At 62.7% G+C, this 12,144-nt stretch carries 14 protein-coding genes; 10 read left to right on the top strand and 4 right to left on the bottom strand.

Going from position 1 to position 12,144, the window contains the following annotated elements:
• Window positions 1-399: 399 nt before the first annotated feature.
• Window positions 400-1,587: a cyclopropane fatty acyl phospholipid synthase gene (gene cfa / locus AC6I6U_RS25810; RefSeq protein ID WP_497878821.1), complete on the top strand. Its 1,188-nt coding sequence runs from the start codon at window positions 400-402 to the stop codon at window positions 1,585-1,587.
• A 369-nt stretch (window positions 1,588-1,956) separates the two neighbouring features.
• Entirely contained in the window at window positions 1,957-3,282 is a 1,326-nt protein-coding gene (locus AC6I6U_RS25805) for an OprD family porin (protein WP_497878820.1), read from the top strand.
• Here the strand turns inward: AC6I6U_RS25805 and AC6I6U_RS25800 are convergent, their stop codons facing one another.
• The 4 genes from AC6I6U_RS25800 to AC6I6U_RS25785 are packed head-to-tail and all read right to left on the bottom strand — an operon-like array spanning window position 3,283 to window position 6,253.
• On the bottom strand, window positions 3,283-4,083 hold the full coding sequence (locus AC6I6U_RS25800) for a GGDEF domain-containing protein (RefSeq protein WP_497878819.1): 801 nt from the start codon (window positions 4,081-4,083) through the stop codon (window positions 3,283-3,285).
• A gap of 22 nt (window positions 4,084-4,105) precedes the next feature.
• Entirely contained in the window at window positions 4,106-4,495 is a 390-nt protein-coding gene (locus AC6I6U_RS25795; protein ID WP_497878818.1) for a DUF1987 domain-containing protein, read from the bottom strand.
• Window positions 4,496-4,514: 19 nt separating this feature from the next.
• Entirely contained in the window at window positions 4,515-5,084 is a 570-nt protein-coding gene (locus AC6I6U_RS25790; protein ID WP_497878817.1) for a SiaB family protein kinase, read from the bottom strand.
• The gene (locus AC6I6U_RS25785; protein ID WP_497883103.1) at window positions 5,081-6,253 is read right to left on the bottom strand and encodes a SpoIIE family protein phosphatase; all 1,173 of its coding nucleotides are present in this window, start codon (window positions 6,251-6,253) and stop codon (window positions 5,081-5,083) included. The genes AC6I6U_RS25790 and AC6I6U_RS25785 overlap by 4 nt, the downstream gene beginning before the upstream one ends.
• Before the next feature lie 362 nt (window positions 6,254-6,615).
• On the opposite strand from AC6I6U_RS25785, the gene AC6I6U_RS25780 reads away from it, so the two are divergent.
• The 8 genes from AC6I6U_RS25780 (at window position 6,616) to lepB (ending at window position 12,090) form a co-directional block, all read left to right on the top strand.
• On the top strand, window positions 6,616-6,891 hold the full coding sequence (locus tag AC6I6U_RS25780; RefSeq protein WP_497878816.1) for a BufA1 family periplasmic bufferin-type metallophore: 276 nt from the start codon (window positions 6,616-6,618) through the stop codon (window positions 6,889-6,891).
• Window positions 6,888-7,325, top strand: coding sequence for a DoxX family protein (locus tag AC6I6U_RS25775; RefSeq protein WP_497878815.1), 438 nt, complete (start codon window positions 6,888-6,890; stop codon window positions 7,323-7,325). Before AC6I6U_RS25780 ends, AC6I6U_RS25775 begins: the two co-directional genes overlap by 4 nt.
• A gap of 77 nt (window positions 7,326-7,402) precedes the next feature.
• Window positions 7,403-8,170, top strand: coding sequence for an alpha/beta fold hydrolase (locus AC6I6U_RS25770; RefSeq protein ID WP_497878814.1), 768 nt, complete (start codon window positions 7,403-7,405; stop codon window positions 8,168-8,170).
• 53 nt (window positions 8,171-8,223) lie between these two features.
• The gene (bufA2, locus tag AC6I6U_RS25765) at window positions 8,224-8,490 is read left to right on the top strand and encodes a BufA2 family periplasmic bufferin-type metallophore (RefSeq protein ID WP_497878813.1); all 267 of its coding nucleotides are present in this window, start codon (window positions 8,224-8,226) and stop codon (window positions 8,488-8,490) included.
• Between the two features lie 108 nt (window positions 8,491-8,598).
• Window positions 8,599-9,450 (top strand): MNIO family bufferin maturase, encoded by an 852-nt coding sequence (gene bufB / locus AC6I6U_RS25760; protein WP_497878812.1) that lies wholly within the window; start codon window positions 8,599-8,601, stop codon window positions 9,448-9,450.
• The gene (locus tag AC6I6U_RS25755) at window positions 9,447-10,193 is read left to right on the top strand and encodes an HvfC/BufC family peptide modification chaperone (RefSeq protein WP_497878811.1); all 747 of its coding nucleotides are present in this window, start codon (window positions 9,447-9,449) and stop codon (window positions 10,191-10,193) included. The genes bufB and AC6I6U_RS25755 overlap by 4 nt, the downstream gene beginning before the upstream one ends.
• Before the next feature lie 32 nt (window positions 10,194-10,225).
• Window positions 10,226-11,284, top strand: coding sequence for an alpha/beta fold hydrolase (locus tag AC6I6U_RS25750; RefSeq protein WP_497878810.1), 1,059 nt, complete (start codon window positions 10,226-10,228; stop codon window positions 11,282-11,284).
• Between the two features lie 137 nt (window positions 11,285-11,421).
• Window positions 11,422-12,090: a signal peptidase I gene (gene lepB / locus AC6I6U_RS25745; protein ID WP_497878809.1), complete on the top strand. Its 669-nt coding sequence runs from the start codon at window positions 11,422-11,424 to the stop codon at window positions 12,088-12,090.
• The last annotated feature ends 54 nt before the right edge of the window (window positions 12,091-12,144 follow it).

Here is a 12,144-nt window from a genome sequence, read left to right as displayed (position 1 = left end):
CCGCCGCTGTTTTCGGATGAAGAAGGCCCGCAGCGATGCGGGCCTTTTCGTTTCTGGCCGAGGTGGGTGGGGTTTGCCACGCCCATTCGCGGGCAAGCCACGCTCCTACAGGGATCGAGGTGATCAAAGAACTTTGTACGCCGCAAGACTGTAGGAGCCGGGCTTGCCCGCGAATGGGCCAGCAGCCTCGCCGAAAAATACCCAGGCCCCCTCATCCATGAATTCATAAATTGTTACAAATGTCGTAAAGCACTTTTATCAAATCCTTGTTTGTCAGGTTTCCGAGCCCGGACATAAGCTTCCCTGAGCTTCGAAAGTCAACCTGAGCGCCTGCGTCCACGGTTTGAACAATGGCCTCGTTGTCCACTTCCAGTGCAAGTTGAGAAGTAAGGATTCCCGATGCAGTCAAAGTGCGAAGATTCTTTAGCCTCCCATCCCTGCAACAACCCCGACCTCTCCACCGAAAGCAACCCACCCAGCAGTTCCCATCGACTGGCCGAAGAGCTGCTCGACAAGGCCGGCTTGCGCTTGGACGGGCGTGCGCCGTGGGACATGCGCCTGAATCGACCCGGCGTGCCGGAACGGGCGTTGTCCGAGGGCAGCCTGGGCTTGGGCGAGGCCTATATGGACGGTGACTGGGACGCCGAGCAACTGGATGAGTTCTTTGCCCGGCTGCTGCGTTCGGGGCTGGCCGATGGGGTCAACCCGATGGCGATGTTGTTGCATGTTGCCCGGGTCAAGCTACTCAACCTGCAGAACCGCAAGCGAGCCTGGCAGGTCGGGGAGCAGCACTACGACCTCGGCAGCGATTTCTACGCGAGCATGCTTGATCCGCGGATGACCTACACCTGCGGCTATTGGCGCGACGCCGACAATCTGATCGAGGCGCAGAATGCCAAGCTCGACCTGATCTGCCGCAAATTGCGCCTGGAACCCGGCATGCGCGTGCTCGACATCGGCTGCGGCTGGGGCAGTTTCATGTCCTATGCGGCACAGAATTATGGCGTCGAATGCGTCGGCGTGACCATCTCCCGCGACCAGGCCGCCTGGGCGCAGCAGCGTTATGCCGGGCTGCCCCTTGAGTTCCGCCTGCAGGACTATCGCGATGTCGACGAACCGTTCGATCACATCGTCAGCATCGGCATGTTCGAGCACGTCGGGCACAAGAATCATCGGGTCTACATGGAAACCGCCGCGCGCTGCCTCAAGGACGACGGGCTGTTCCTGCTGCACACCATCGGCAAGAACCGCCGCGACTCCACCACCGACCGCTGGATCGACAAGTACATTTTTCCCAATGGCGACCTGCCTTCCATCGGCCAGATCGGTGATGCCGTCGACGGCCTGTTCGTCGTCGAGGACCTGCATAACTTCGGCGCCGACTACGACAAGACGTTGATGGCCTGGTGCGAGAACTTCGAAGCGGCCTGGCCTCGCTTCGCCCCACAGATGGGCGAGCGCTTCCGTCGCATGTGGCGCTATTACCTGCTGTCCTGCGCCGGTGCGTTTCGCGCCAGGGACATCCAGCTCTGGCAATGGGTGCTGTCGAAGCAGGGTGTGGTCGGTGGTTATCAGCGTGTGTCCTGAACACGTTGCAGGGTCGAGTTAATTGTCGATGAACAATCTTTCATGGCTAATTAACTCGGCGAACATGGTTCAGCCCAATAGAAAACTATATATAGAAACCGGCAGTAAAAAATAACAAGAGAGGCCTCTGGTCGGTGGCCTGGAGTGTTCCGGTTTCTATCGCAAATGCCCACAGGGCAAGCCTCCGGACGCGACAGGCAAGGCCCGGCCAGATCCCCGCTTCTGCACTCGTGAAGATTGTCTTTGGCTCTCGGGCCACTCTGCCATTTTCAATGCACCAGGTTTCCACTCTCCGCGCGGATGACGGCGTGTGCGCAGCCGTTCGCTCCAACAAAAGAGTGAAACTTCATTAACCAGGGGATAATAACGATGTCGGTAAAGATCAACTTGCTTACGCTGGCGGTATCGCTGGGGCTGGCCCAGGTCGTGATGGCGGATTCCATCGCCGACCAGGGCGACGCCAAGGGTTTCGTCGAGGACAGCAGTCTCAACCTGCACCTGAAAAACCAATATTTCGACCGTGATCGCAAGGATGGTAAATCCGACCTCAAGGACTGGACCCAGGGCATCTTCGGCAACTACAGCTCCGGCTTCACCCAGGGCACCGTCGGCTTTGGCGTAGATGCCTTTGGCTACTGGGGTATCAAGCTCGATGGCGGTGCGGGTACCGCTGGTACCGGCAACCTGCCGATCGGCCGCGACGGCTCTCCCGAGGATGATTACTCCAAGGCCGGTGCCGCGCTCAAGCTGCGGGTTTCCAAGACCGAACTGCGCTACGGCGACATGCAGCCAACCGCGCCGGTGTTCGCCGCCGGCGGCACCCGGCTGATCCCGGAAACCGCCACCGGTTTCGACTTGCTCAGCAGCGAGATCAAGGGGCTGGACCTGGAGGCCGGGCACTTCACCAGCGGTACCGGGGTGGTCACCACCAGCCACGACCATGATCTGTACGCGGTCTATGCCAACGTCCCCACCAATGCCGTCAGCTACCTGGGCGGCAAGTACAGCGTCAACGACGACCTGAGCTTCACCCTCTACGGTTCCGAGTTCCAGGACATCTGGCGCCAGTACTACACCAACGCCAACTACAACCTGCCGCTCTCGCCGGGGCAGTCGCTGAACTTCGACTTCAACCTCTACCGCACCCTCGACGAGGGCCAGGCCAAGGCCGGGGCGATCAACAACACGACGTTCTCCTTCGCCACCGCCTACACCTTCCTGACCGCTCACACGGTCACCCTGGCCTTCCAGAAGGTGCACGGCGATACACCGTTCGACTATGCCGGCTTCGGCACCAACGGTCCCGGTGATGGCGGCGATTCGATCCTGTTGGCCAACTCGGTACAGTATTCGGACTTCAACGGTCCTGGCGAGAAGTCCTGGCAGGCGCGCTACGACCTGAACATGAAAAGTTATGGGGTGCCGGGCTTGAGTTTCATGACCCGCTATATCCACGGTGACGACATCGATGGTACCCGGATGGCTGCGGACAGCCCGTATCGCGCCTATGGCTACGGTGCCAACGGCGAGCACCATGAAACCGATGTCGAGGCCAAATACGTGGTGCAGGGAGGGCCGGCCAAGGATCTGTCGCTGCGCTTGCGCCAATCGTTCCATCGCGGCAACGCCGACCAGGCCGAAGGCGACAACAACGAGTTGCGGCTGATCGCCGACTACCCGATCTCGATATTCTGATCAGTGAGCGGGAGGAGGGGACGCTTCTCCCGCATCCAGCAGGGCGTCTGTTCGTGCCGCTTCCACGCGGTTCCTGCCCGTACGCTTGGCCTGGTACAGCGCCGCATCCGCCTGGCCATAAGCGCAGTCGAAACTGGTGCCCACGGGGCTGGCGCTGACGCCGAAGCTCGCGGTGATCTGGCGGTTCACGGGTTGGCCGAAGACATGCTCGGCAATCGCCGCGCGCAGACTCTCGGCCAATTCCAGGCCGGCCTCAAGGGTGCCGGCGGGCATCAGCACGGTGAATTCCTCTCCACCCACGCGACCGATGAACCCGGCGTTGCCGACGATCCGGCGCAGGCAGCCGACGATACCCTGGATTACCGCGTCGCCGGCGGGGTGGCCGAACTCGTCGTTGATGTGCTTGAAGTGGTCGATGTCCAGCACCACCATCACCGCCCCGGTTTTCTGCAGGGCCTGCACGGTCAGGTCGATGACTGCGCCACGGTTCAACACGCCGGTGAGAGCGTCATGGGTGGCGCGGTATTCGAGCTGGTGCGCAAGGGTCTGCAGTTGGGTGTTGAGCGTGTTCATTTCCCGTTCGGCGCGATCGCTGCGTCGTATCAGTCGCCGTGTCTCGCGCATCAGGCGCTCGAAGTGGGCAGTGAGGTCGGCCAGCGCCTGCTGGTACACCGGGGCACCGGCTTCAGTCAGCGCCAGGATCGAACGGGCGTGTTCGAGGGCGTCAGTTTCGCTGCGGAACAGGTCGTGTTCGGCTTCATCCTGTGCCGGTGCGCCTACGCGAGAGACTGAAGCGGTCATGCTCATCATCCTTGTCGGGGAGTCACTGGAGGGTCGTGGCGTGGTCGTTGAAGACGATCGCGGTGAAGTCGGCCTTCAACTCTTCGCCGAATTCGAAGATGGTTTCGTCTTCTTCGTCGTGGTACCAGTTCACCTGCATTTCGTTACCGGCCTGGGCCGCACTGTCCAAGGCATCGAAGATGCTGAACAGCATCTTGGTGCTGGAGCTGTTGAAGTAGGCCAGTGCGATGTGGGTAGTGATGAGGGTGTCCTCGCGGGACGCGAGGTAGGCGCGCAGTTGCTGGAGCACGGGGGCATAGAAGGCCGCAGCATTTTCCGGGTAGGACTCGCCCTTGATCGTCAGCAGGTTCTGATCGAAACGAAAGTCGACTTCCGGTGAGGTGGCGGTTGCTTCGATGTAGAAGTTGTCCATGGTGATTGCGTCACTCTAATCAGATAGTTGCTTTAAGGCAGAACAGCGTGGTCCCCGGGTCGTCCGCCCTTGGGAAGAAATCGAACTCCAGGGGTGCGCTGGAATCACGCGCCATGGTCAGGAAACCCAGGCCGGCGCCCTTGCTCTCGACGGGCGTTTCCGCACGCAGGGTGACTTTGTAGGCCTGCTTGATCTCCTCCAGGGACATGTTGCGCAGCGGTTCCAGCTTGGCCCGCAGACGGTCGACGTCGTGGGTGGCGATAGGGTTGGCGCACAGCATCAGGTGGCGCTCGCCTTCGCTGCTGATGCACACCGCGCCCTGGCGCAGTGCGGACTCTTCGCCGGGCTCGTTGGGCAACGAGTCGGAGGAGTAGTGGATGATGTTCTGCGACAGTTCGACGAAGGACGAGAACAGCTTGCGCCGCGTCGGCCCGTTCACCCCGGAGATCTCCAGTTGCAGGCGCACCACCTCGGCCATCGCGCTGACGATGGTGTGGGAGAAATAACCCATGTGATAGAAGATCACATTGCGCTGTTGGGCCAGATCGAAAAAGTGGTAGTCGGGGTGGGCAGTATTCGAATTGATCATTGTTCGTTTCCAAGACGCGCACAGAAAAGGGTGAGATCGTCACGCCGTGCCTGCTCTCCTTGCCAATTGGCCAGCGTGCGTTGCAGGGCTTCGCAGATGACGGTCGCCGGCTGATTGCGGTGCTCCAGTATCGCGTTGAACGCCTTGCTCTTGCCGAAGGCGATGTTGCGCGGGCCGCCGATCTGGTCGGTGAGGCCGTCGGTGGCGATGAACACCAGGCTGGCGGGGGCCAGGGTGATGCGGTTCACCGGCCAGTGGTAGTCGATGGCGCTGTCCACGTAGCCAACGCCGACCCGTTGTCCGGCCAGGGTTTCCATCTGCTCGGCGGTAGGCTGCAGGACATGCAGCGCCATGCGTGCGCCGGCGAAGCTGAGGGTCTGGCTGGCGTTGTCGAACCAGAGGAAGGCGGCGTCCAGGCCGTCATCGGATTCAGGCGTGCCATCGCTGCCGTGCACCTGGCCCAGTAGCTCCTTGACGCTGCGGTTCACCGCCGCCAGCAGTGCGCCGGGATCGCGTGGGCCAAGTTGCGCCAGGGCCTGGGTCAGTGACGAGGAGGCGATCAGGGTCATGAAGGCGCCGGGCACGCCGTGGCCCGTACAATCGGCGATTGCGCCGAACCAGCCATCGGCGTAGGCGCAGAAGTGGTAGAAGTCGCCGCCGACGACATCCCGTGGTTCCCATAGCAGCACGGCGTCTTCCAGGGTCGCCTTGAGGGTGTCCCGCGAGGCGCGCAGCATCGACCGCTGGATGACGCTGGCGTACTCGATGCTTTGCATGATCTGGCGATTCTTCTCGGCCTGCATGGCCGCCACCACCGCCATCAGTTGCAGGCCGCTGCCGAGCCCGGCGAAGCGCCCGTCGCGGGTGACGATGAAACCGTCGGATAGAGCCTTCTCACCGGATTCCACGGTCTTGAAGGTCAGCTCCTCGATGCTCATCCCGGCATCGACGATCAGGGGCTCCTTGTCCATGAAGGCGATGCAGCTCTTCTTGTCGTATAGCTCGCGGTGAAACGGCTTGCTCATCATCGACAGGAAGATGTTGCGATTGATCAGTCCGATGGGGCGAGCATTCTCCACCACGGCCAGGCACGCCATTTCCTTCTGCGAACTGAATGTTTCCATCACCAGGGCATTGGTGCTGTTGGCGTCGATCGCCGGCATCTGCATGCAGAGATCACCGGCACAACGGTGGTCTCTGGAGCGTTGTGGACGCATGAAGGAGAAGTTTTCTGCACGCATGCTGGGGATCGCCGGGCAAAGTGAAGGCACAACGCTATCTCGCCAATATGACGCTTGTATGACGATCTCTCGTTTGCCCCTCGACCCTGGTCACCTGTGGCCGTGAGGACCCGGTCTGCTGCGGCTGTGTATCACAGTGTATACGGACTGCCTGCTGATACATCGCGCGACTTCCTGGCCGGTTGCGCGACACAGAGGGGATACACGCCCGCGATTAACTTTGCTCGTCGAACAGCGCAGCCGGTTGAGCCGCTGATTCGCTCACACCATCGTTGATTAAGGAGAAGACCATGAAGAGCAAATACGCCGCCCTCGCCGCCACCCTCGCCATTTCCCTCAGCGCGTTCGCTGTCGGTGCCCACGCCGCCGACGACCAGTCGCCCAAGGAAAAATGCTACGGCGTCTCCAAGGCTGGCCAGAACGATTGCGCCGCCGGTGCCGGTACTTCCTGCGCGGGCACCGCCAAGACCGACTACCAGGGCAACGCCTGGGTGCTGGTGGACAAGGGCACCTGTACCCAGATCAAGACACCCAAGGGCTTCGGCTCCCTGACGGAGCAGCCATGAACCGTACCGACGGGGCAGTGACCGCCGGCCTCGGCCGGCTGTTGCCCGAATCCCTGTTGTTGCTGGTGGCCCGCGTCGGGATCGCTTCGGTGTTCTTCCTGTCGGGACGGACCAAGGTCGAAGGCCTGCTGACGATCAAGCCAAGCACCTACTTTTTGTTCCGTTCGGAGTATGCGTTGCCGCTGATTTCGCCCGAGCTGGCGGCGCACCTGGCGACCTATGCCGAGCACCTGTTCCCGATCCTGCTGGTGCTGGGGTTGCTGACCCGGCCCGCGGCGCTGGCCCTGCTGGGCATGACGCTGGTGATCGAGGTGTTCGTCTACCCCGACGCCTGGCCGACCCACCTGACCTGGGCCGGACTGTTGTTGCCACTGATCGCCCATGGCGGCGGCAAGTGGTCGCTGGATGGGCTGTTGCGCCGCGGATCGAACTGATCCACCCGCCCGACACCCTTTCGAACAGATGAATTTCAACCACAACATCAAGCCATGACGGCTTGAGGAGATGCAGCATGCGCAAGTTACCCATCCTGGCCCTGAGCGCCCTGGCCCTGGCTGCCCCGATGTTCGCCAGTGCTGCCGCGCAACCGGCGGCGCCTGCAGGTGCCAAGAATATCGTCATCGTCCATGGTTCGTTCGTCGACGGCTCCGGCTGGCGAGTGGTGCACGACATCCTGAGCCACAAGGGCTACCACGTCACCGTGGTGCACCAGCCGGCCACCAGCCTGGATGCCGACGTTGCCGCCACCCGGGAAATCCTCGACCAGCAGGTCGGTCCGGTGGTGCTGGTCGGCCACAGTTCCGGCGGCGCGGTGATCGGTATCGCCGGTGAGCGGGACAAGGTCAAGGCACTGGTCTACGTCGCGGCGTTGCAGCCGGAAGTCGGCGAGACCCTCGGCCAGTTGCTGAGCTCCATGCCGTCGCCGAGCAACGACATCCATGCCACCCGTGACGGCCTGCTGTTCGTCGACCGGGCCAAGTTCGGCGAGGACTTCGCTGCCGACCAGACCACCAATCGCACCGACTTCCTGGCGGCCTCGCAAGTGCCGGCTGCTGCCGCGACCTTCGGCACGCAGAACTGGGCGGCCGCCTGGCACAAGAAGCCGAGCTACGGAATCGTCGCCACCGACGACAAGGCCCTCAACCCGGACCTGCAGCGCTGGATGTACAAGCGTGCCGGTTCCAGGGTCACCGAGATCAAGGCCAGCCACACCGTGTACATCTCGCAGCCTGAGGCGGTGGCGAAAGTCATCGAGGAAGCCGCGCTGAACGCCAAGTAATTCCCACAACCCATATCGATCCACCCATACCTTTATTTACCTGGAGATACACCATGACCACTACCGCTTCCCGCCTGAGCCTCGCCACCGCCGCTGCCCTGATCGCACTGTCCTGCGCTTCCTTCACCGTCTCGGCCAGCGCCGCCGACAAGGAGCAGCCGGGCCGCTGCTACGGCGTCAACAGCTGCAAGGGCGAAAGCCTCTGCGCCACCGCCAAGAACGACTGCAAGGGCCTGAACGGCTGCAAGGGGCAGGGCGTCGTGGTGAAAACCCCAAGCGAATGCCTGAAGGCCGGCGGCACCCTGACCGAGCCCAAGTAAGCGCCACCTGGTAGTGAGGCCCCGATCCATGGGGCCTCTCTGACCTGATCCGTGGGAGCCGGCAAGCCGGCTCCTGCAGACCCCCTTCCTCTCAAGCGAGCATCCGCGATGTCGATATCCACTCCTGTTTTCCCGGGCTTCGGCCTGGGCCTGCGCAAGGAACATTATCGGGACTTCCTGGAGACCGAGGTTCCGGTCGATTTCGTCGAAGTCATTTCCGAGAACTTCATGGTCGACGGTGGCCAGCCCCGGCATATCCTGCGTCAGGTTCGCGAGCGGCATCCGGTGGTGCTGCACGGTGTTTCGATGTCCATCGGTTCGGCAGACGGCTTGAACCCGGACTACCTGCGCCGCCTCAAGCAACTGGTCGACGAGATCGACCCGCTGTTCGTTTCCGATCACTTGAGCTGGTCGCGCATCGGCGGCTTCAACTCCCACGACCTGCTGCCGGTGCCCTACACCGAAGAGGCGCTGGAGATCGTCTGCCGCAATATTTCCACGGCCCAGGATTTCCTCGGCCGTTCCATGCTGTTTGAAAATCCGTCGAGCTACCTGGCCTTCGACGGCGCCTCGATGACCGAGTGGGAATTCATCGGCGCCATGGCCGAGCGTACCGGCTGCGGCCTGCTGCTCGACGTCAATAATGTCTTCGTCAGTGCCAGCAACCATGGCTTCGATGCATTGGCGTTTCTCGACGGACTGCCCGCCGACCGTGTGCGCCAGATGCACCTGGCCGGACACAGCCAGGGCGAGCATCTGCTGATCGACACCCATGACAGCCCGGTCTGCGAAGACGTCTGGGCGCTGTACGCCGAGGCGGTGGCGCGGTTCGGCACGGCCGCCACCATGATCGAGCGCGACGACCATATTCCGCCGCTGGCCGAACTGCTCGACGAGCTGGCGATTGCCCGTTCCATTGGCGCGGCGAATGCCCGTGGCGGCCTGCGGAGGGCAGTATGAACCTGGCTCAATTGCAACGGCAGTTCCAGCAGTGGCTGGTGACCGGTTCCGATGAACTCGCACGTCCCCTGGGTGACGGCCTGGATGCTGGCCTGGCGGTTTACCAGAACAACTACCGGGCGCAACTGGTGGGTTGCCTGGAACAGGCGTTTCCCCAGGTGCGCCGGTGGATCGGCGACGAGGCGTTCCTGGCTGCGGCGATCAGCCATATCGACCGGCAGCCACCCCATGCCTGGACGCTGGATGCCTACCCGCAGGGCTTCCATGCCAGCCTGGTCGAGCTGTTCCCCAACAGTCCCGATGTGCATGAACTGGCCTGGATCGAGTCGGCGATCAATGACGCCTTCGTCGCCGAGGATGCCCAGGCGCTGCCGCTGGAAGCCTTGGCGACCATCGACTGGGACACGGCGCGGCTGTGCCTGACGCCGTCATTCAGGAGCCATGCGCTGACCACCAATGCCGAACCGATCTGGGCGGCGCTGTGCGAGGAAACGCCGCCACCGGAGAGCGAGATGCTCGCCGAGCCGGGTGGGGTGATCGTCTGGCGTCGGCAATTCACGTCACGCCTGCGGCCGCTGGAAAGCCTGGAGTACCAGGCGCTGCTGCACCTGCAGGAAAACGGCAGTTTCGCCGCCCTGTGCCAGTGGCTGGTCGAGCGCCTCGGCGAATCCGAGGGCGTGGCCCGGGCCGGCGCGCTGTTGGCCGGTTGGCTTGCCAGTGAACTGATCGTTTCGATCAATTGATCCCCACACTCTCTCTGCCAAGGAACTGCACCATGTCTGAGTACCTGTTCAATCGTCGTCGTTTCCTTTTATCCGCCGCTGCTGGCGCGGCGGCCATCGGTCTGGCCGACGTGGCCCCGGCACTGGCGTCGACGGGGCAGGGCGCGACAGCTCGTGCCGACAAGCCGGGCAACCCGCTGGCGCGTCTGCCCGTTCGCCAAGTGCGTACCGACCTGCTGGATATCGGCTACCACGAGGCCGGCCCGGAGAACGGCCGCCCGGTGATTCTGCTGCACGGCTTTCCCTACGATATCCATAGCTATGCCGAAGTCGTACCGCTGCTTGCTGCCCAGGGTTTTCGGGTGATCGTGCCTCACCTGCGCGGACATGGCAGTACCCGGTTCCTCGACAGCGCCACGCCACGTTCCGGCCAGCAGGCGGCCATCGGCCAGGATGTGCTGGATTTGATGAACGAGCTGCATATTCCCGAGGCGGTGCTCGCCGGCTATGACTGGGGCGGCCGTGCGGCCTGCGTCGCAGCGGTGTTGCGCCCGAGTCGTTGCGTGGGGCTGGTGTCGGTCAACGGCTACCTGATCCAGGACATCGCCAAGGCCGCCAGCCCTCTGCCAGCCGAGGTCGAATGGGGACTGTGGTACCAGCATTACTTCCAGACCGAGCGCGGGCGTGCCGGGCTGGCCGCCCATCGCCGCGACATCGCGCGACTTCTCTGGCGCAACAATTCGCCGACCTGGCATTTCGACGAGCAGACCTTCGAGCGGGCGGCAGAGACCTTCGACAATCCGGACTATGTCGACGTCGTCATCCATTCCTATCGGCATCGCATGGGGCTGGCCGAGGGCGACCCGAGCTATGCCGAGGCCGAGCAGAAACTCGCGTTGCTGCCGGCCCTCGGCGTGCCGACCATTACCCTCGACGGCATGGCCGATGGCGTGATCGCGGCCACCGATGGCAAGGCGTCCGCCTCCCGCTTCAGCGGTTCGCGCAGCCACCGGCAGATTCCTGGTGTCGGCCATAACCTGCCCCAGGAAGCGCCCAAGGTCTTTGCCGATGCGGTGACTGAATTGGTGCGTGGTGGCAAGTGGCGTACCTGATTCGGCCAGCGCCTGATAGGCAGCGGATTGCATGAAGCATTGATGAAAACTCGCGGTCCGTCGCACAAGACGCTTGGCTCGGCCTGAGGCCGGGTGCTACAAGACCCTCTGAAACATCATCCTGTTCAGAGGTCGCTATGAAACGCTGGATCGTCAATAACCGTGGGCTGCTGATCTTTCTCCTGTGTTTCGGCATCTTCCGGACCTCCATGGCGGACTGGAACCCGATTCCCTCGGGTTCCATGCGTCCGACCTTGCTGGAAGGCGATGTGGTGCTGGTCAATCGGCTGGCCTACGACCTCAAACTCCCCTTGAGCGATATTTCCCTGGCGGCGCTGGGCAATCCACGGCGCGGCGACGTGGTGACGTTCACCTCGCCCAAGGATGGCGTGCGGTTGATCAAGCGGCTGGTCGGTGTTCCGGGGGATGTGCTGGAGATGCGTAACGAGGTGCTGTACGTCAACGGCGTTGCCGCGCACTACAGCGATAACCGCGATATCAGCGAGCCGGGCGGCCACGGGATGAGCATTCCCGGCGTGTCGGTCACCGAAGTGTCGGACAACAGCGTGCGCCGGGTACAGTTCCTGCACGGAGTGGCGGCTGCGCGGGACTTCGGGCCGATCACGGTGCCGGCAGACAGCTACTTCATGCTCGGGGACAATCGCGACAACAGTGCCGACTCGCGCTACATCGGCTTCGTGCCACGTCACCTGCTGATCGGTCGGGCGCACCACATCGTGGTGTCGGCCGATATTCTCGGCCACTGGATGCCGCGCCTGGACCGTACCGGCAAGCGGATCCTTTGACTGGGACAGATGTGCAAAAGCCCGCTCCAGAAGGGCTCTGGAGCGGGCCGATTG

The sequence above is a fragment of the Pseudomonas sp. UTLPPB19802 genome (assembly GCF_059730225.1).
Note: the sequence above shows the minus strand (reverse complement) of the source record. Positions and strands in the feature narration are given on the sequence as shown.